The sequence below is a fragment of the Candidatus Dadabacteria bacterium genome, assembly GCA_026705445.1.
GTDB lineage: Bacteria > Desulfobacterota_D > UBA1144 > Nemesobacterales > Nemesobacteraceae > Nemesobacter.
This window is the reverse complement of record JAPPAR010000011.1, coordinates 23,317-44,188: the sequence shown is the minus strand read 5'-3', so window position 1 is coordinate 44,188 and position 20,872 is coordinate 23,317. Positions and strand designations below refer to the sequence as shown.

The 20,872-nt window shown below is 52.4% G+C and carries 15 protein-coding genes and 1 pseudogene; 13 read left to right on the top strand and 3 right to left on the bottom strand.

Features of this window, described 5'->3' with window-relative positions; genetic code table 11:
- Positions 1-61: 61 nt before the first annotated feature.
- On the bottom strand, positions 62-6,088 hold the full coding sequence (locus OXG75_01900; GenBank protein ID MCY3624744.1) for a hypothetical protein: 6,027 nt from the start codon (positions 6,086-6,088) through the stop codon (positions 62-64).
- 277 nt (positions 6,089-6,365) lie between these two features.
- Between OXG75_01900 and OXG75_01895 the strand changes: the two genes are divergently transcribed.
- The 6 genes and pseudogenes from OXG75_01895 (at position 6,366) to OXG75_01870 (ending at position 13,066) form a co-directional block, all read left to right on the top strand.
- The gene (locus OXG75_01895; protein ID MCY3624743.1) at positions 6,366-6,608 is read left to right on the top strand and encodes a hypothetical protein; all 243 of its coding nucleotides are present in this window, start codon (positions 6,366-6,368) and stop codon (positions 6,606-6,608) included.
- 139 nt (positions 6,609-6,747) lie between these two features.
- Positions 6,748-6,978, top strand: a complete 231-nt coding sequence (locus tag OXG75_01890; protein MCY3624742.1) for a hypothetical protein — start codon at positions 6,748-6,750, stop codon at positions 6,976-6,978.
- 225 nt (positions 6,979-7,203) lie between these two features.
- Positions 7,204-8,468, top strand: a pseudogene (ltrA, locus tag OXG75_01885) (group II intron reverse transcriptase/maturase).
- Between the two features lie 441 nt (positions 8,469-8,909).
- Positions 8,910-9,395, top strand: a complete 486-nt coding sequence (locus tag OXG75_01880) for a hypothetical protein (protein ID MCY3624741.1) — start codon at positions 8,910-8,912, stop codon at positions 9,393-9,395.
- 310 nt (positions 9,396-9,705) lie between these two features.
- Entirely contained in the window at positions 9,706-11,256 is a 1,551-nt protein-coding gene (locus OXG75_01875) for a 2-isopropylmalate synthase (GenBank protein MCY3624740.1), read from the top strand.
- 370 nt (positions 11,257-11,626) lie between these two features.
- Entirely contained in the window at positions 11,627-13,066 is a 1,440-nt protein-coding gene (locus OXG75_01870) for a calcium-binding protein (protein MCY3624739.1), read from the top strand.
- A gap of 206 nt (positions 13,067-13,272) precedes the next feature.
- Here OXG75_01870 and OXG75_01865 read toward each other — a convergent pair whose 3' ends face one another.
- Positions 13,273-13,569, bottom strand: a complete 297-nt coding sequence (locus tag OXG75_01865; GenBank protein MCY3624738.1) for a transposase — start codon at positions 13,567-13,569, stop codon at positions 13,273-13,275.
- Between the two features lie 16 nt (positions 13,570-13,585).
- Positions 13,586-13,852, bottom strand: a complete 267-nt coding sequence (locus OXG75_01860) for a transposase (protein ID MCY3624737.1) — start codon at positions 13,850-13,852, stop codon at positions 13,586-13,588.
- A 261-nt stretch (positions 13,853-14,113) separates the two neighbouring features.
- On the opposite strand from OXG75_01860, the gene mutS reads away from it, so the two are divergent.
- The 7 genes from mutS to OXG75_01825 all read left to right on the top strand — a co-directional run bounded on the left by mutS (position 14,114) and on the right by OXG75_01825 (position 20,872).
- Positions 14,114-16,696, top strand: coding sequence for a DNA mismatch repair protein MutS (gene mutS / locus OXG75_01855; protein MCY3624736.1), 2,583 nt, complete (start codon positions 14,114-14,116; stop codon positions 16,694-16,696).
- A 119-nt stretch (positions 16,697-16,815) separates the two neighbouring features.
- Positions 16,816-17,067, top strand: coding sequence for an AbrB/MazE/SpoVT family DNA-binding domain-containing protein (locus OXG75_01850; protein ID MCY3624735.1), 252 nt, complete (start codon positions 16,816-16,818; stop codon positions 17,065-17,067).
- Positions 17,061-17,396, top strand: a complete 336-nt coding sequence (locus tag OXG75_01845) for a type II toxin-antitoxin system PemK/MazF family toxin (GenBank protein ID MCY3624734.1) — start codon at positions 17,061-17,063, stop codon at positions 17,394-17,396. The genes OXG75_01850 and OXG75_01845 overlap by 7 nt, the downstream gene beginning before the upstream one ends.
- A 98-nt stretch (positions 17,397-17,494) precedes the next feature.
- Positions 17,495-17,734 (top strand): hypothetical protein, encoded by a 240-nt coding sequence (locus OXG75_01840; GenBank protein ID MCY3624733.1) that lies wholly within the window; start codon positions 17,495-17,497, stop codon positions 17,732-17,734.
- A 317-nt stretch (positions 17,735-18,051) separates the two neighbouring features.
- Complete coding sequence (locus OXG75_01835) at positions 18,052-18,342, top strand: co-chaperone GroES (protein MCY3624732.1); 291 nt, start codon at positions 18,052-18,054, stop codon at positions 18,340-18,342.
- 20 nt (positions 18,343-18,362) lie between these two features.
- Complete coding sequence (gene groL / locus OXG75_01830; protein ID MCY3624731.1) at positions 18,363-20,003, top strand: chaperonin GroEL; 1,641 nt, start codon at positions 18,363-18,365, stop codon at positions 20,001-20,003.
- A 278-nt stretch (positions 20,004-20,281) separates the two neighbouring features.
- Positions 20,282-20,872, top strand: a complete 591-nt coding sequence (locus OXG75_01825; protein MCY3624730.1) for an SCO family protein — start codon at positions 20,282-20,284, stop codon at positions 20,870-20,872.

The following is a 20,872-nucleotide window of genomic DNA, read 5'->3' as shown; positions in this document are numbered from 1 at the left end:
GATGATTGTGGCTCCCTACGCACCAAGATTAATTCATTCATAACTCCCCTCGAATTTCAATTCAGCAGGCAGGGCGTTGTAAAGCCTTCAAGGCAGCCCAGGCATTATCGCAGGAAACCCGTAATTCAGGGACTATCCGGCAAAGATACAGCAACTGTAAATAGAGCAGTCCTGCGTCTTCGCTTTTCATTTTGCCGAACGCCAATTCCGTCATCCAGTCACTGACAAACGCCATCCACTCATCCGGGCTGGTACGGCTTGCGGCGGCCATAAGGCAAATCTGGACATCCTCCACTACCAGCACAGGATATTGGACATCATGCCTGTATTTACGCACAAGGATTCGCAATTCGTCCGCCAGATTAGGACTTCTCGCAGTTGCCGCAACCGCAGCCAATCCGTCCAGCACAGCGATAAGCTGCGACCTGTCTTGCAGGTCAGCAATTCGATAGTCGGCACGTTTGAGAGCTTCTACAGCCAGTTCTGTCTGATGCGGGCCGATAAGAAAATTCCGTCCTGAATTCACAAGGGCACCGAACGATAATGGGCTAAGCTTATCCGAGTTTAGTTGTTCCTCTATGGCAATACCCACCCCCGGTGGCAAGCTTGCTGCCAGTTCCAGATTCCCTTCTAACGGCCCGGGCAGATAATGATAAAAAGGAATTCCTACAGAGTGAAGGCTCTCGGGACCGGTTCCCAGAACGAGGCCGTACAGTTCGGAATTCTCGATATTCTGTCTGTATCTCACCCCCGCCGCCATAACACGACCGAGGAAAGTCGCCTTGATTTGCGCCGGAGTCCAAAGACCCGGAATCCAGCGAGGCTCAAGACGCATATCAACAAGTGATTGCACATAGCTCTCCCCCCCACGGATTACAAACGCCGACTGACAGAACGAATCGATATCGGCGCGTGAATTCGCCATCTGACGATTAATTAACGCGGCTTGGGACAATGCCGCCAGTCTTCTGTAGAAAGGCGGTTTCGAAGAAAACAGACGGGTTCTTGAAAGTTCTCCATCGACAAGACAGAACAGTGCCTGGAGATGCTTGAAACCGCTGGATTCTCCGTTGACATCATCATCACGAATCTTTTTGACGAGCTTAACAAGAACAGGCTCGATTTCCGGTCTCGATTGAACAACGCGCAATCCGACTTCAACCGCCCCAAGCTGCGAGAGCCTGTCTCCATGTTTTTCCAGAAAGTCGAAAGCGTGGGCAAGTGCGTCCGCATCCAGACGCTCAACCTGTATTTCATCCGTCAGGGCTGAGTGCGACGACAGAAGCAGGCTTAACAGGAAACCTTCGTATGGCCGCCACGCGGACAGTCCCCGAAAAAGGTTTCCGGCACTGGCAGCGGCGTAATTTTCCACCGTGGCGCTCCCGTCATATCTCCCCACCAGTCTCTCGAAGTATTTCTCGGAGGACGGAACTAAAAAGGGAACATCTATTGTCCCGCTCGCGAGAACTCCATGTATGGACTGCGCCATGTCTGCCGGCGTATTGATAAAATCGTCTTCGAACGCCTTGATCTCCCTCTCTTCAATAGCGCGCTTTTCCAGAACGCTTCTCCACATGTCCCGCGCGTCTTCCGGCAGATTAAACGCGGAGGCGAATTCCTCGAAAAAACGCAACCTTTTTCTTTTCGGGGAAAGCATAGTAAACCCAAGGGAAAGTGGATACATCCCGTCTTCATGAAAAAGCATGAGTTCCGGCAACTGACCCTTCCCGTTCACATTCTTCAGTTCCCACTTCCGACCATCCTCGTCCGTGACCTGCGCGGAGGATCTGCCCGAAAGAATTTTCCGGGCGGCGGCGCACAATCCGGAATGTTGAAACCGGATCTTGGGCGTTCCGAAGGAAGCAGCCTGATAGGTCTTGAGGCCGTACTTTTCGCAAAAACCTGATTCCTGAATAAGGGGTTCCCGAAACATAGGAGGCACAAGGTGCAACGCCGCATCCGCCAACCCGGACAGAGCCTCCGGATCGTTTCTGATCTCAGGCTTTTCAGCCAGTTCCATTTCCACCAGTTTGGGGATACTCTCCTTGTACTGTTCAAGAATACGGGAATGCAGTTCGGGACGCTGCTGTTCCATCCCTGCCAGAATTCGATCTTCAACCCACGCCCAGTAGTCCTCCAAAACTTCGGGCGACACCCCGGTCGAGATCATGAACATCCTGATTCCTCGCACCTCATATTCGGCCGGGTTCATGCTGTCTTTGTTTTTGTCGGCAAGGTTCTGAAACCAGCCCGGCATGTCAACCGATTCAACGATCCATTCAGAAAAAGCCCGCGCATTTGACAGGTCTTTTCCGGCACTCCATAAGTCATTGAGGGTCAGCACAAAGGCTGTCAGGAACGTATCCACCCAGAAATGCTCTTTGGGAAACTGAAGCCATCCGCTCATCTGAATACAAAGTATGTTTTCCCTTATGGCCTTAAGCTCAGCCACTTCGACAACTTTGCCTTCCTTTACCGCGGAAGCGGCAAGATGGTGCTCAAGTTCATGCTGAATTACGGGAACAAAGAAATACCCTGCCCGACGAAGCCGGGCTCTATGCTCAAACCTGTCTTCCTGGGTTATTGAATCCGATGAGACCAGTTCATCAATAACATCCAGCGTCGTAAATACTGGAACCTGGATGCCCTTGTTGCTGATGCTGGCATTCTGATTTATGCACCTGTCATCCACGATGACTGCGGCGCAGTCGCCGACCAAGGAAAACATGTCGGCTATCGGGTACCTGCGCAGCAGCGGGTCGTCCGTCTCATCGGTTATGAAATGTCTGGCCAGCCTTACTCTGCCCGACTTTATCCGGGAACTCAGTACAGCACGTATGATCTCTATAATACTGCCGACTTCATCGGAAATATTTTCGTAAGAAATCAACTCGTCCGCTTCGGACACGGTTCCCGGGGAAACGACGAGCCTGAAACCTGCGGCCTGCAGTTCTTCAAGCACTCCGAGATACAGGAAATGAGTTACGGACAAGTCGTCCAGATACAATACCGCTCCATCCATTATTTCCGGCTGGCTCGGCCAATCTTTCTCATGAATCCGCATATAGTCACGCGCTTTTCTCCTGGTCTTCTCCGTAATTCTGCCTTTTTCACGCAGTTTATCGATAAAAGACCCGCAACTGCAAAGCACATGCTCATGCCCCGTCAAGTCGGCCTCTTCCTCCATCATGGACGCAACCCGGTAAACCGGAGATGACATGACAACTAGGCACTGGATTTTATCGTCATGCAATGGTTTCTTTTCCGCCTCGGCTATCAGGACGGCCAGACCGTCGCCTATTTGATCGCACAGGTCGCTTTCAGGAACGGCACTGGGCGTAAGTTTCTCGATCTTTTGCGTGGCAAGCAGATCACGCAATTTGTGCGCATCCCTTATCCGGCTTGGCTGATGAAAACCAGCCTTCTCTCTTTCCTCAAAAAGCCACGCAAGCGTTGAATGGGGGATATAAACCGTTTTGAAAGCGTCTAAAGCTTTTTCAAGCAAATCCTGACCCAGAAAACCCAAGGTGAGCAACGCAGTGGCGTCAAATCCAACTGCTTCACCGGTGTTAAGGCGCGCCGGAGGCCTGCTGCCGCTGTACGCCGGAATTATCCCTCTTCGCCTCGGGTCCATCTCCGACAGGTTGGCCAGAGCACGAAAAAGCGTCAGTTCGACTGCGGACCTGTTCAGATAGTGAGCGACAAGCAATATCGGAATTCCTCCAGAGACATAAAGTCTCCAGATTTCGTGGTTCCGCTGATTCCACTCCGAATTCAGGTTGACCATATCTCTAAACGAAACCGACCGGATCGGACCATCGTCACCGGAGAGCGAAGCAGCTTTCCGGAGCCACCAAATCGCTTTCGGGTCATCCTCCCAGCCGTCTTCCGAAGCCAGCAAGTAGGCGGTAGACAGCACGGCAATGTCGTCTTCCCCTTTCTCGGCACCTGCGGTTACGAGTTCTTTCGCAATCTGCAGCTTCAACCTTACGGCAAGCCCGGCTACCTCCATTAATTCCCGTGCGGTTCTTTTGTCCCTGTTTGTGTACTCATCGGCAATGATGGCGGGAAGTTTGTTCCAATCCCCCAAATAGACCGAAAGACTGATCCTCGATACGCGGTAGCTTTCTTCATCCTGATAATGGTTCAGCGTTTCTAACACGGATCTGGATTCAAGAAGTTCGCCTTCGCGATACAATGCCCAGCAATAAGCCCTTCGTAGGTTTCCAGACTGATCAAGGTCAATCAGATTCTTGTTCGCTTTTATAAACTCGACGAGCTTTCCAGTCCTGTTCGTTCTGCTGAAGGCATTAACGAGCCTCTGCGCATCCGGCAAAGAGGAGGTCTCTTTGAAAAGATCTTCTCCGTATCTGCAAAGGTCTTCCCACCTGCCCTCGGACTCGAGGTCGAGAACTAGCGCTCTCAAGTCCTTCAGGGAACCCGTCTCTTCGAACTGCCTCTTCGCAAACTCAACCGTATCGTCTTTTTCCGCCGCGGAAATCATTTCCTGAACTTTTTTACATTCGGCTTTCGAAAGTCCCTCCCGCTTGAGCGTATCGAAACATTCCTTAGCCTCCTTATGCAGACCGGCCCGGCAAAGCACCTCGATTTTGAGTGACAGCACAAACCTGCTGCCTGATAAACGTTCAAGCTCATCCCCGTAGCGCTCTATCTTGCTGACGATATTCTCAGGGTTCTTATCCGCCAAGATAAGAGCAAGCCGCGCTCTCGCGGCATCAAAAGTGACTTCGCCCCGCAGGGCGGTCTGTTTCTCTATTTCCCGCTCAACCTTCTGGCGACCCAGATCAACTCCGAATTCAAGTGCAAGGTGAACAACTCCAAGAGCGCGTTTCGGGTCACGAAGCATGGTCTCCAGCCGCCGTTTTCCTTCATTCGATTTATCGGGGTCTGTAAGCTCAAGCCAAAGCGCGTACTCTTCACATATTTTCGCCGCTTCAGAATAGTTCATATCCCAGGCAACATTTCCCGCCTCAATGAAATAATTTCGGGCTTTCCGCCGCTCACTGATTGACACTTCGTCCGAAGCCAGCGAAAAATCCCTCGCATAAAACGGCGGTTGCCTGAACACCGAAGTGCGGAATTCTTCAGGTACTGTTCTCAGCAGGCAGGCCATCCCCATCATGTAATAGAGCGCCGGAGCTTCGTCGATATTCTCGTCGGTCCACCCATCGACACACCTGCGGGCGGATTCCCATTCGGCAAGCTCAAGCAGCAAGCTCAGAAGAAAATATCTGCCGTCGGAATCCAGTTTGGTCGCTTCAATGCCGGCAGTCCTCAGCCAGTCAACGGCTGCCCGCCCGCCTTCATGGTTCGCTACTATCATAAGCATGGCAGAACGGGACATGGGCAGATCAAGGTCGGCCAGAATCCCTAGAGCGCCTTTCTTTCCGTCCTTATTCGAGGAGAGAAAAGCTTCCGCAATTGTGGTTTCCACGCAGGTATCAAGACTTTTTGCCAGATCCAGGCACCTTTCCGCCTCTTCTGATGTTTCCCTAAGAGACAGGAATCTTGCGCACCACGCAAGCGCCCTGCTCCTTACGGATGCGCTCCCCAGGGAGAGATTCCCCTTATCAATTCTTTTCGCAAGTTCCAGTGAGGAACCTACATTGTCAAAGCCCGCAAAAAACCGCGATTTTCGAAGCTTCCCCAATTCCTCTTCAATTTTCTCGTCAACAAGCTCCGTAGGAATTCGTATGCGGGAAAATAAATCAGGATCGGAAAAACGCTGATTCCACATCCTGTCCTCGTGTTCACGCTTCCAGTGCTTAAGCTCTTCGGCGGGATAGGATTCATGCTGGCCGTCCACTACCGCATGGTGGTTCGGACAAAGCAGAATAAGATTTTCTGGGGAATTCAGTTCCTTTTGCGTTAATCCCGGTTTTCCCCTCGGACCCTTCTTTTTAATCGCATAGATATGGCTTATTTGTCCAGTTACTAGTTCAGGGGAATACTCGGTAGCTGGTTCAATAATATTATTAGCGCATTCGGGATACGCACACTGGTTTCCGCTCAGGGTAAACAGAATTTTTAATGTCTTCTGTGTGTAACGTCGCTTCGGCTTAGCCATGTTCTTTTTATTCCCGCAATGCTATTATTGAACATACACAAGGATTTGTCAAATTTATAGTATCATATAGAATACTATTCCGGCATGTCGAGCCCGTTACGCCTGCAGAGAGCCAGTTCCGCAAGGTTAACTGGGATGGTGCTGGTGCTCGATTCTTGCAAGTGACACTTCAATGAAAAATATCTAATAGGAGGAAAATCCAATAACGAAAATTCATAAATCCGAAGGCACCACTCCCACGGAAAAATTGCTTTCTCAGCTTTGCGAGAACACGTTCTTGAAATTCTGGAGCTATCCGAACCCGTGTAAAGACGACAGAGTTCCGGAAAACGCGAGAATTCATAAGTTCGTCGTCGCCCATGGAGTGGAAGAAACCCTGAAAAAGTTTTCCGGCAAGGATTATTCCGGAAGCCTTGCCATTTCTTATGGAGAGCACGCTAAACCCTCCGCGGAGAGACCTTCCTGCGTGAAGTTGAGTGCGCTAGGGAAAGCTCTGGAAGGAGGGAAAGCTATGGCATAGCTGGAAATCATTCATAGTGAGCCAGTGGGTTCGACTCCCATCCGGCAAAGGGTACAGTCAGCCAGCCGGAAGCGAGTTTTGCATGGCGCACGGTAACGTGTGTCGTGAAGCGTAAACAGCGGGTGGTAAAGCGCCGCTATTGAGTCTCGATAAACGCAATGATGACGCCTTCACTTTTCAATTACTGGGGGCAGTACCGGAGCGTCGCAAGAGACGAGACGCCGAGGGTCGTCCGGGGTCAAAGAACGGAGGCATAGCCACGGGAAGGCTCACCAGGGAACCTGGGAGACCCTGCATTGTCCACGTAGCGAATCCCGGAAGCAGAGGGGATCCGGGGGAACAATGTCCCTTGGCCCTGCGTGCGGGGTAGCCGGTGCACACAGGGAGCGCGGAAGCGATAACACTAACAAGCGGTTACGGCGTGGTACCGGAAAACGAACAAATAAGCCGAAGGGAAGCAATGCGGGGAGTCATAGTGCTCTGATAGTACTGATGAAGGCGGGGAACCGTGTCCGGCGGGACCCGGTGGAGGGAAGCGGGGCACCGCGTGAGTAGAGCCATTAACGGGGAATGTAAGGGGGCAACACAGAGTGCAATGAGTACGTTAACGAAACGGGAATGGATAGCCGAGCAGGCAAGGGAACACCCGGAGCGGGTGTTCACATCACTGAATCATCTTATAGACCTTGAATGGATGATCGTAGCGTATCAGCAGACGAGGAAGGACGGAGTTGGGGCGGCGGAATATGAGGAGAATCTTGAGAGCAATCTCGAGGATTTGCTCAGCCGCATGAAGTCGGGGCAGTACAAGGCTCCGCCGGTACGTCGCCACTACATACCGAAGGCGGATGGTACGCAACGGCCGCTGGGGATACCGACATTTGAGGACAAGGTGGCGCAGAGGGCGGTACTGATGATGCTTGAGTCTATATACGAGGGAGACTTCCTTGAGTGCTCATATGGCTTCAGGCCGGGGAGAGGGGCGCACGGGGCGCTCGACGCCATATGGGCGGGAGTAATGAAGGAAGGGCAGAGATGGGTAATAGACGCGGACATAAGGAAGTATTTTGACAGTATCGACCACGGTAAGCTGCGGGAGTTTCTTGATCTGCGGATCAAAGATGGTGTAATAAGGCGCATGATAGATAAATGGCTTAAGGCAGGAGTATTAGAGGAGGGGCAGTTGAGGCGGTCAACGGAAGGCACCCCGCAGGGTGGGGTGATAAGTCCGATGATCTCAAATCTCTACTTCACCATGTCATAGACAAGTGGTTTGAGGAGACGGTGAAGCCGCGGATGAAGGGACGGTGCCAGTTGGTAAGGTTTGCGGATGATTTCGTAATGCTCTATGAGGAAAGAAGGGACGGGGAGAGGGTGAACAAGGTGCTTGGCAAGCGACTGGAGAAGTATGGATTAGCGCTCCATGAGGCCAAGACACGGTATGTGGACATGCGGGCAGGCAGAAAGGGAGAAGATCACAGGTTTGACTTCCTGGGGTTCACGCATGTGTGGGGGCGGTCGAGGAAGGGCAACAGAGTGCTGCGAAAAGTAACGGCCAAGGGACGGTATGCAAGGGCGGTAAGTGCGGTCAATGAGTGGTGCAGGGGAAACCGCCATATGCGGATAGACGCGCAGGCCGCGCACCTTGGGCGGGTAATTCGCGGGCACTGCAACTACTATGGGGTGACGGGGAACAGGAAGAGGCTAGCCCAGTTTCGAAACTAGGTCATAGAGGTATGGCGGAAGTGGTTGTCACGACGCAGCCGCAAGGGGCGAGTGAACTGGGAGAAGATGAAAGAGATACTCAGGAAGAATCCACTGCCAAGGGTCAAGGTAGTGCGACCGGTAAATACTATATGAGTGAAACTAGCACGCGAGGAACCGAGTGCGTTAGACGCGTACGCTCGGGTCTGCGAGGGGAAGGGCGCGGCAACGCCCCTCCCTACTCGATAAAAAGAGGATCCCGTCCATATCCTAGACAGTTCTAATGTTGAAACTGTTCTTCGTGAACTTGACACTATTTCCGATTTTGCCGAGTTCATAAACGATAAGGAAAAAACAATCGGCACATGCGAGTCTCTTCTGTATTTCGGAGAACATGAACTTCTCGCACACTACTTTCTCAGCTATGACGAAAGTCGGAATAGATATCGTACCAATCCCGGAAACCCGAACTCTTCTATCATAGCGGCAGATGGACTTTGGGAATATTTTTCCAAATCAGAACCTTATAAAAGGAGAAAAGAAGCGAATGAGATTTCCTATTTTTGGGACAAATTTATACAGCAAGTATGCCAAGATATGCTTGATGGAGCTTTACTCAACGATATTGATTTAGAAAGAGGACAGCATCTTATATGCGAAATGGCAAAAGAACCACGCTTTACGCGTCGATTGCTATCCGAGGAAATACGGAAAGAGGTACGCAACTTCCCCGAAACCGATCATTCTGTGCTTCCCAAAGTTAAATTCATGTCCTCGCTTCAAAAAGATAAGGGGTACGTATTTTTACAGCTAAAATGTCCGCAAACCGGAGATTTCGAGAACCGTTATCGTCCAGCTCGCCAAAAAATGCTCGAAGTCGCATGCGGGGTTATCAGGAACAGGTTTGCGAATCTAAATACCGTGATTGGAATCAGCCAGTATGCTTCAAAGTTCAGTAATGGAAATTCTCGAGACTTTATTCTCCTTGATTGTTCCGAGTGGACGGAAGAAAGACAAACGTTCTACGAAACGGAAAACGAAATTTCGGATTTTTTAAAAACAAGAACATGCAAAAGACCATAAGATACGCAGGGGATTTCCCTGAACCGGAAAATCGCACCTAAGATATTCAAATGGATCGCATTACATTGTGGACAGAACTGCCACCCCATCTGGATAGAAAAGTATATAAGCCTCTTTTAGGATAAGATTTTTGAGGAAATGTGACCTTTCAATATAATTCCCGAAACTTTTGATCAAAAAAAGCGGGAAACAGGGAAAGAAGAGATGACTGCGATCAAAAACTCCCCGTGCCCAACCCCTTTTGACAAGCACGCCAGTGGCATGTAAAAACCTGCTTTTGCGGCTAAGCAATAAAGTACAGGGTTCGGAAATGTCGAACAACAACTACATACATATATTCGATACGACGCTTCGCGACGGGGAGCAGGCCCCGGGCTGCAGCATGACCTCTGAGGAGAAGCTCCGGGTCGCCTATCAGCTAGAGCGCTTGGGAGTGGACATAATAGAAGCGGGGTTTCCAATATCCTCGGAGGAGGACTTCCGGTCCGTAAAGAAAATAGCGCAGAAGATAAAAGGCTGCCAGATAGCCGGGCTCTGCAGGGCGAACTTAAAGGACATAGACCGCGGCTGGGAAGCGGTGCAGCATTCTGAAAGCCCGAGGATACACACCTTCATCGCCACCTCGGAGATACACCTTAAGCACAAGCTGAGAAAAACAAGAGACCAGGTGCTCGAGATGATAAGCGGCGCCGTTAAGCACGCGAGGAACTACACGGACAACGTCGAGTTCTCCTGCGAGGACGCGACGCGCACGGACATCGACTATCTCTGCACGGCGGTCGATGTGGCCGTCCGCTCGGGAGCCACCACGATCAATATCCCGGACACTGTCGGGTACACGATTCCCGAGGAGTTCGCCTACATAATCCATACGCTCGTAAAAAACGTCCCTAACTTGGATGACGTGATCCTGAGCGTTCACTGCCACAACGATCTCGGCCTTGCGGTGGCTAACTCCCACGCCGCGATAAGCGAAGGGGCAAGGCAGGTCGAGTGCACGGTTAACGGCCTCGGGGAGAGGGCCGGCAACGCATCGCTTGAGGAAATAGTTATGGGATTGAGCGTTAGAAGCGACAAGAAGCCCTACACTTTCGGGATAAACACGGCGCAGATATATCCGACGAGCAGGCTCGTTTCCCAGGTAACGGGGGTTAACGTGCAGCCGAACAAGGCTATAGTCGGGGCGAACGCATTTGCCCACGAGGCGGGCATACACCAGGACGGGGTGCTTAAAGAGAGCATCACCTACGAGATAATGACCCCGCAGGAAGTGGGGATTCCCTCTAACCAGATAGTGCTCGGCAAGCACTCGGGGCGCCACGCGTTTCGCGACCGCCTTGAGGAATACGGTTATGTTCTCGAGCCTGAGGTTTTCGAAAACGCGTTTACGAAGTTCAAGGCGCTTGCCGACAAGAAGAAGTACGTTTTCGACGAGGACATAGAGGCCCTTATAAACCAGGAGTTCCTGCGGTCCTCTGATTATTACGAGTTTACGGCCGCGAGCTACTCAGGCGGAACGGACTCATCGCCAGAGGCAAGCGTCACGATCATGGCGGGAGAGGAGGAGATCTCGGTCCGCGAGACGGGTTCGGGGCCTGTCGACGCGATTTTCAAGGCGGTCAAGAAGGCGACGGGACTTGATCCCAGGCTTGAGAATTTTTCGGTATCGTCTATAACAGGCGGGACGGACGCACAGGGAGAAGTCACGGTCAGGATATCAGATGAGGGAGTGATATCGCAGGGACAGGGAGTGGATACGGATATTTCGATAGCGAGCGCGAAGGCTTTCGTCAGCGCGCTTAACAGGCTTCGCTGGAGGAAGGAGCATCCGCGGCGGGGTTCTGAGCTTAAGGGAATTTAGATGGTTCGGGCTGTTTGGGTGCGGGGGGCCGGATGCCTTCGAAACGGTTTTCGAAAATACGTTCTCGATTTAATGCCGGGTGTCGCTCGTTCCCGGCTTTTGCGCGACATGGCGATGCTTGGTTTGTCGGCAAAATCGGGGGGGGGGATTAAGGAATTGGAATTTGAGTTTTGTTGGTGTTATCCTTTTGGAATAGTGGGTTTTTTTGTGGTTTCCCATATTGATTTTCCGAAATGGTGCTATTTAAATGAGGCTTAAAAAAAAATGTTGACACTTCAGTGTGTTTCCGTGTAGAATCAGTTAACGGTGATAGATGATCTTGAGACTGCGAATAAAATTTGGAAACAATTCATAAGGAGGATTTTTCATTATGAAGTTACGTAACTTTTTTGCAATAATGTTTTTGCTGGTGGGGTCATTGGCTTTTTCCGCCTGCACGGACACGGAAACTGTGACGGAAACTGTGGCGGAAACTCAGTATGTGTGTCAAGATGGATCCACAGTTGAGGATTCCGACATGTGCCCAGAGCCAGAACCTGTTTATGACGAGATAGGGCCGGGTTATGAGGTAGGAAAAGATAGTTGTTATGAGGATGGTGACCGCAACGGAATGATAGCTGGTACCGACATGGGTGATTGTATCCATGGCCAGGAAGGCAACGACTCCATTAAGGGCATGGGTGGTAACGATATGCTCTACGGGAACCAAGGTAACGACAAACTCTACGGAGGGGCCGGTGATGATGAGCTTGTTGGCGGCAGCGGCGACAATACGCTTGACGGGGGTGACGGCACCGACATTGCGATTTACATGGATGTTATGAGAGTAGTGGTCAACCTAGGCGACGGTGTAGCCAGAGTTCGGCACTCCGACCCTGAAGATGTAGACGAGCTTGTAGAGATGGGAGATAGCGGAATAGGTATGGATACCTTGGTGAATATTGAGAACGTCAAGGGCAGCCTGTTGGGAGAAGACATAATAAACGGCGACGACAATGCGAACGTGCTTAAAGGTCTTGATCAAGCTGATACGATTAACGGCCATGGGGGTGACGACACGATTATTCCCAACCGTCCTGCGGAAGACGATGCAGCGAATGTGGCCAGCGGCACCGCCCCAGAAGTGGACGGCATTGATACGGTCGACGGGGGCGAAGGAAGCGACACCATAAGCTACGAGGGCGAAAGTGCTGCGGTGACCGTTAATCTTGCTACTATTGTTGCAGCCGTGGGAACCGATACCCCGGACGACGCCACCGACGATGTCATTGCTCATGTTGCGGTTAGTGGCCCTGCTGCTACCGACAGAATCGTGCTTGTGGATCGAGGGACGGAAGATGAACCAAAACTAGAGAGCACCATTGAGAACGTTACCGGAGGCTTCGGTGGTGACACACTTACTGGTGATGTCCGGGCCAACATTCTTACAGGCGGAGCCGGAGGCGATGCGCTTAACGGAGAAGCAGATCCCACCACCGCGGAGATGGGCGGTGACGACACGCTTAACGGCGGTCCTGGGAACGACACGCTTAACGGCGGTCCTGGGAACGACACGCTTAACGGCGGCGCGGGCAATGACCAATATATTATCAGTAAAGGAGACGCCGGAGATACGATCTCCGCGTTTGCGGCTGGCGACACGATATGTCTGAAGGGCTTCATGGGCGATGAGAAGCTAAATGTAACAGCAGGCGGCGTGCTTCAGGTGGTGGACCCGGATGACTCGACTGATACTACTGACATTGTCACCATGACTGCCGGTGGGAATCTTGTCCGGCTGACCCAGGATGTAAACTTCAACTGCGACTGAGGGGAGGCGACGGAGCTAACTTGTTTTTTTGTTTTTAAGCGCGGTTTCCGGTAACCCCGGTTGCCGCGCTTTTTAGTGTGCCGGTTTGTTAACACTTCGGGTAGGCGAGTTTCCGCTCTCCTTTGGAAATGGCCCCCTTTTTTTTCTCTTCGAGTAAGGTTGGTATCATCGCCCGGCCCCTCTTTTTGTTCTCCTCCCTGTTATTATCAGAGGATCGGTGCCGGTTTTCCGCAAGTCCCGGCTGAATATGTTCCACCATGCCGACCCTTCCATTGAATCAGGTCTTTGTACTTGAGTCTTTTCCCGTTCATTGCCTCAATAACGGCATCTATCTGCTCGATAGAGGCGAGCGGGCGGATGTTGTGCCTTCCCGCATACTCATCTATATAGCATTGAAGGCGCTTTTTGCTCATCTTGCGGTAAACTCCAGCGAGCCCTCTTTTGAGCATAAACCAAAAGGACTCTATGCCTTGCGTGTGGTGTGATTCTGTCCTTTTATGTATTCTCCGGCTGAGTGGTTTACGCCTCGTGCCTGCAGTTCTTTTTCGCGAGCCCTTTGTACCCGTAGTTCTGATCCGTGTAAACTGTGGTGCCTTCGGGTACGGTTTCTTGCACCATTCTCCGAAGCGTGATACTTGAAACCGCTTCGGCAACCTTCGCCCTAACCTTCTTTCTCTCTCTTTCCTTAATTGCCACAACAGGGGTCTTGTCCTGCGCTCCGGCTCCTGACACGCGAGCTTCTTTTAAGTGTGCATGTTGTGGTATTTCTCCTGACGCAGGTTTCATCTACCTCTACGTCTGCCGTGTGTTGCCGTGACGATGTCGTGCGGATGAGGACGATGGAGGTATCGGCTACCGGTATTTGAAATAAACTTTTACGCAATTATATCCGATCAGGCCCTTCCCTGCGCATGTTCTTAAACCGTACCAATCTTTAAAAGCTTTGGACAATGGCGTCGTCTCGCACCGTTATGCCCCCTTTCGCCGTTTCCGCCGCACCGTTAAATTCTGTATAATAGTACTTGCATGAGTTTACAGACCCCTCTTATGAGTCAGTATCTAAGCGTAAAGAAGGAGTATCCGGACGCAATACTTTTTTTCAGGCTCGGGGATTTCTACGAAATGTTCTACGACGACGCGAAAACCGCGTCGGAAATACTCGGAATAGCGCTCACCTCAAGGGACCGTTCGAAGAAAAACCCGGTGCCCCTCTGCGGCGTTCCCTTCCACAGTGCCGAGCCCCACATATCGAAGCTTCTCGCAAGCGGAAAGAAGGTGGCGGTCTGCGAACAGGTAAGTGACCAGAAGAAAACAAAAGGGCTCGTGGACAGAAAGGTCGTCAGGGTTCTTACTCCCGGAGCAGTTCTTGACTCGGAGAACCTCGAATCGAAAAGCAACAATTTCCTCGCGTGCGTGGCCGAGGAAAAAGACGGCTTCGGGCTTTCCTTCTGCGACATCTCGACAGGGGAGTTCAGGACATCCTTTTTCCGCTCGCCTGAAGACCTTATCTCGGAAATTGCCAGTATCGACCCAAGGGAAATTCTGGTCCCGGATTCCGACGCGGAACCTCCTTGGCTTAAACCCCTGCTTGACGCAAATCCCTGTACGCTCGTAACGAAGGTTGATTCCTGGAAGTGGGAATTCGAGAGATGCAGGGAAATTCTCACTGATGGTTTCTCGGTTCTTACTCTCGAAGCCTTTGAGATCGAAAAAGAGCTTGGATGTGTCCGTGCCTGTGGGGTGCTTTTCGATTACCTCCGGGAAACGCAGAAGGACTTCATGCCGGAGGTAGAGTTCCCCAAGTACTACGACACGGTCGACTACATGAAAATAGACGAGTGGACCGCGAGGAACCTCGAGCTTCGAAGTTCAATTGAAGGATCCCTTAAGCACTCGCTGCTCGGCGTAATGGACGAGACCCGCTCTCCAATGGGAGCGAGGCTACTTCACCGCTGGATGAGCTACCCCCTGCTTGACGCAGAAGAGATAGAGAAAAGGCAGGAAGCCGCGGGGGAATTGCTTGAAAACCTTTCCGCGAGAAAAGATCTCGTGGCGGCGCTCGGGAAAGTCGGGGATCTTGAGAGGCTGATCCACAGGATCGAGACCCCTTCCGCAAGACCCAGGGATCTTGCATCGCTTCGGGATTCCTCGTTTTACATAGAAAAACTCCGCGACGCTATGTTGGATTTTAGTTCAGAAACCCTTGCGTCGCTTTGCGGGAGGATGGATGACTTCCGAGACCTCCGCGGTTACTTGGAGGGCGCCCTTGTTGAGGTGCCGCCAGTTTCCGCGCGGGAGGGAGGGGTTATAAGGGAAGGATTCTCCCCCGAGCTTGACCGGCTGCGCAAGATCCAGGGCGACGGGCGGAAATGGATATCCGAGCTTGAGGGGCGGGAGAGGGAGAGAACGGGGATAGCCAACCTAAAGATCGGGTACAACAGGGTATTCGGCTACTACATCGAGGTTACAAACTCCAAGCTTTCTTCGGTACCCGAGGATTACTCAAGAAGACAGACCCTTTCGGGAAGCGAACGCTTCATCTCCCCCGAACTTAAGGAATACGAAGAGCAGATACTCACCGCGGCGGAGCGTATAGCCGAGCTTGAGGCCTCGCTTTTCGAGGAGGTGCGAAAGCAGGCGGCCGTCGAGGCCCCGCGCGTAAAGGCCACGGCGGCCGTGGTCGCGGAGACGGATGTTTTCTGCTCCATGGGAGAGATTGCGTCGCGCTACGGTTACTGCAGGCCGGAATTTGTCCCGCGCCCCGCAATCGAACTCAAAGACTCCCGCCACCCTGTGGTCGAGAGGATGGGCCTTGAGAGGGGGTTCGTTCCGAACGACGTCACCCTCGATTCAGAGGACAAACGCTTCATGATCATCACGGGGCCCAACATGTCCGGCAAGTCGACTCTCATAAGGCAGGTGGCTCTCATATCGCTGATGGCCCAGATGGGAAGCTTCGTTCCGGCCCGGACGGCAAGGCTCGGGATAGTCGACCGTATTTTTTCAAGGGTGGGGGCGTCTGATAATCTCACTGCGGGACGTTCAACTTTCATGGTCGAGATGGTTGAGACTGCGCACATACTGCAAAACGCCACCCCGAGGAGCCTCGTCATACTTGATGAGATCGGGCGGGGCACGAGCACCTTTGACGGGATGAGCATAGCGTGGGCGGTTTCAGAGTATCTCTACGACTTGGGGCCCCTTACTCTTTTTGCCACCCACTACCACGAGCTGTCGAACCTGGCGGACGTAAAGCCCGGGATCACCAACTCCAACGTAGCGGTAAAGGAGGAGGGAGGGGAGATACTGTTTCTCCGAAAGCTCGTCCCGGGCGCGACGAGCCACAGCTACGGGATACAGGTGGCCCGGCTTGCCGGGGTTCCCGCGAAGGTTCTTAATTCCGCGAGGAAGGTTCTTTTTTCCCTTGAGAAATTCAAGGCCGGGCTTTCCCAGTCGATGCTAGGCGGGCAGCTTCTTCTTTTCGATACGGAACTGGATAAAGAATCTGAGACTGCGTTTAGGAAAGAAGAGCTTCTCACAGAGGATCTTGCAATCCTTGATCCCATGAACATGACTCCCATGGAAGCGCTAGAGAAACTGATCGAGCTTTCTGAGAAGGCGAAAAAATAAAAGCTCTCAATCTAGAGATATACGGGCAACGCTCTTTACAAGCTGATCACTTCTATACCACTGTCCTTGAAATTTGCCTGTCTAGTGATTACAATGTAATTATACAAAGAGGCAAACACATGAAGATTAATCTGATATCTATTGGTAACTCGAAGGGAATTCGTATCCCTTCGTCGGTTATCAAGCAGTGCGGCCTCGGCGACGAGTTGGAGATGCGTGTTGAGAACGGAGTCATCGTGCTTGCGCCTGTGCGGAGCGTGCGCGAGGGTTGGAGTGTTGCTTTTGAAAAAATGGTGGCCGTCGGTGACGATGTGTCGCTGGTTCCCGATGCGCTTGAAAACGACTTTGATGCCGAGGACTGGACATGGTAAAGCAAGTTCGGCGATATGATATATATCTGGTCAACCTGGATCCCGCACAGGGATCGGAAATCCAGAAGATGCGGCCATGCGTAGTGATCTCGCCGGATGAGATGAACCGGTACATTAACACGGTCATAATAGCGCCTATGACGTCGACGCAACGGGATTACCCCAGTCGCGTAAATGTCACCTTTCAGCGGAAAAAAGGCCAAGTGGTACTCGATCAGATAAGGACCGTGGACAAGTCTCGCCTAGTCAGACGGCTGGGTGTCCTGCCGGACACGCGCGCGCGGGAGGTGGCAGGGGTGTTACGGGAAATGTTTACCTACGGCGACTGAAGAAAAATATCAAGGCGACCTCTAACGCTCTTTACGGATTGAATCGAAATATTTACTATCCAGTTAACATTACCTGAGCAGCAGGACGGTTTGTTGTTATGTCAACGGTAGAAGAAATAAAATCCGCCATCTCGGCTTTTTCCAAAGAGGATTACATCCATCTGCGCGAGTGGTTCTCCGAGAAGGACTGGAAACAGTGGGAAGAGGAAATCGAAAAGGACTCATCATCCGGAAAGCTCGACTTCCTGATGGAAGAGGCGGTTGCGGAGAAAGACCGGGGACGACTCGGCAATTCCGGTCCCACAAAGCGGCGGACCGTTTCCGGTCCTGCCCGGTGAACTCTTCCGGGACAAATGGGGGAATTAGCTCGCAGCAATTGCACTTTGCCGGAAAATGATGCTCGACATTCGATTCTGCAGACGGTATTACGGTATTATTGTGCCATCTCATCTGCCATGCGTAGAAGGAGTAACGAGGTCGTCCCGGCTCGTCCGCTGACTGCCTCAAACTTTTTAACTCTCCCGCAAGACGCCTTCAGGCCCTCTTTTTTCCCTCCATCCCTTGACACCCGCAAAAACGTGCTTACTTTATAGTTGGCACTTGGAAGGCGCAAGTGCCAGACAAGCTTTAAAAAGTTAAAAAGGAGGTATTAGAGATGGAGATAAGACCGCTATATGACAAGGTCTTGATAAAGCGTCTCGATGTGTCTGAGACGACGGAAGGGGGAATCATAATCCCCGACACCGCGGCTGAGAAACCCCAGCAGGCAGAGGTTGTTGCCGTGGGGAAGGGAAGGCCTATTGAAAACGGAGAGATTCTTCCGCTTGACGTAAAGCCCGGCGACAGGGTCATATTCGGAAAATACGGCGGAAGCGAAGTTTCGCTCGGCGGCGAGGACTACCTGATTATCCCCGAACACGAGATACTCGGGGTAATAGAAGACTAACAAAGGAGGAAAACAGTAAAATGGCGAAAGATCTGTTATTTGACACTGAGGCCAGGGAGAAGATTCTCGAGGGCGTTAACAAGCTCGCGGCCGCGGTAAAGGCGACGCTGGGTCCGAGGGGACGCAACGTGCTGATAGAGAAAACGTTCGGAGCTCCGGTCGTGACCAAGGACGGGGTTTCCGTGGCCAAGGAAATAGAGATTGAGGACAAGTTCGAGAACATGGGAGCCCAGATGGTAAAGGAAGTCGCTTCGAAGACAAGCGACGTGGCCGGAGACGGCACCACGACGGCCACCATACTCGCCCAGGCGATATACCGCGAGGGCATAAAGCTCGTCGCCGCGGGACACGACCCCATGAAGCTTAAAAGGGGAATAGACCAGTCGGTCGAGGTTGTCACCGCGAGCATAAGGAAATCAAGCAAGCAGGTAAAGGGACGCACGGAGATAGCCCAGGTGGCCACGGTTTCCGCAAACGGGGACCAGAACGTCGGAAGCATCATAGCCGACGCCATGGAGAAGGTGGGGAAGGACGGGGTCATAACCGTTGAGGAGGGAAGAAGCCTCGACACCGAGCTTGACGTGGTTGAGGGAATGCAGTTTGACAGAGGGTATCTGAGCCCCTACTTCGTGACTGAACCCGAGAAGATGACGGTTGAGCTCGATGATCCGCTCATCCTGCTTTTTGACAAGAAAATAGCCAACATGAAGGACCTTCTCCCGCTTCTTGAGGAAGTGGCGAGAAGCACCAAGCCCCTTTTGATAATCGCAGAGGACGTCGAGGGAGAGGCCCTCGCGACTCTGGTTGTTAACAAGATCAGGGGAACGCTCAAGGTCGCGGCCATAAAGGCCCCGGGATTCGGGGACCGCAGAAAGGCCATGATCGAGGACATAGCCGTTTTAACGGGCGGACAGGTAATATCGGAAGAGGCCGGCATGAAACTTGAGAGCGCCAAGATAACCGATCTCGGACAGGCGAAGAGAGTCGTCATAGACCGCGACGACACCACGGTCGTCGGAGGTTCCGGCACCAGGGCGTCGATAGAGGGCCGCATAAACCAGATCAAGAGCCAGATAGGGATAGCAAGCGGCGAGTATGACCGCGAGAAGCTCCAGGAGCGCCTCGCCAAGCTCGCCGGAGGCGTGGCCGTGATCAGGGTAGGTGCCGCCACCGAGACCGAGATGAAAGAGAAAAAGGACAGGGTTGAGGACGCCCTTAACGCCACAAGGGCCGCTGTCGAGGAAGGAATAGTTCCTGGCGGAGGCGTGGCCTTCATAAGGGCCATCGCCGCGGTCAGTAAGTACGACGGCGCGGATCCCGAGGAGCAGGCAGGAGTCAACATCGTGAAGAGAGCGCTTGAGGAGCCCCTTCGGGGAATAGCCTCTAACGCCGGATGGGACGGTTCCATAGTGGTAGAGAAGGTAGTCAACCAGAAGGGCTCAAACGGCTTTGACGCCGCGAAGCTTGAGTACACGGACCTCATAAAGGCCGGTATTCTCGATCCCGCGAAGGTGACCAGGACGGCCATGCAGAACGCGGCAAGCGTCGCGGGTCTTCTGCTTACCACCGAGGCGCTGGTAGTCGACGTTACGAAAGAGGATGGCGGTGGCGGTGCTGGGATGCCTCCTGGCGGACCGATGGGCATGGGCGGCATGATGTAGAATCCGCCTCTACCTGGCAGAAACCACGAAGCGGGCACGGCGCACGGGCGCCCTGCCCGCTTTTTTTTGCCGTTTTAAAATTTTTTTAATTTTCTCTTGACAGTTTAAGTAAATTACTTATATTTTATAGCGTTGATTAAAAACATTGATCAATACTCATCCTTCATCCTCCTTTTTGTTAGGAAGAGCGCCTCGGCCCCCCTGAGGCGCTCTTTTTTTTGTCTAATCGGAAAGGTGGTGTATATTTTCTGCCCTAACCTGTTACGGAGTTACTTCAAATGAAACGGAACTACCAGCTTTTGACCGCTTTGGCGCTGATCGCTCTCGTGTGGGTTGCGGTCCTTTGGTTCCTCGGCACGGACAAGGGGAGCTTCCACGGGGATGAGTATCGCCGACCCGCCTTTGATTTTTTCCTGACTGACCACCAGAACCGAGAGTTCTCTCTCTCCGACCACTCGGACAAGGTCATACTGCTTAACTTCGGGTTTACGAACTGTCCGGACGTGTGTCCCACCACCCTGGGTATGCTGGGAGAGGTGCTTGATCTTGTGGGAGACGAGGGGGTCGTGGCGCTTTTCATAACCGTTGACCCGGAGCGCGACACCGTGGCCAAACTCGGGACCTACGTTCCGTTTTTCCACGACCGCATAGTGGGCCTCACGGGTCCAGAGCAGTCTATAAAGCAGGTAAACGACGCCTGCGGAACCTTTTATTCAAAGGAGCAGGGGACCTCAGAGTCAGACTACGGGGTAGTTCATTCCCCCGCGGTTTACCTGATAGGTCCCGGAGGCGAGATGATGCTTCGCTACCCCAAGGAAAAGCTTGATCCAGAGAAAATAGCAGGCGACGTAAAACGCCTTCTTCTGTAG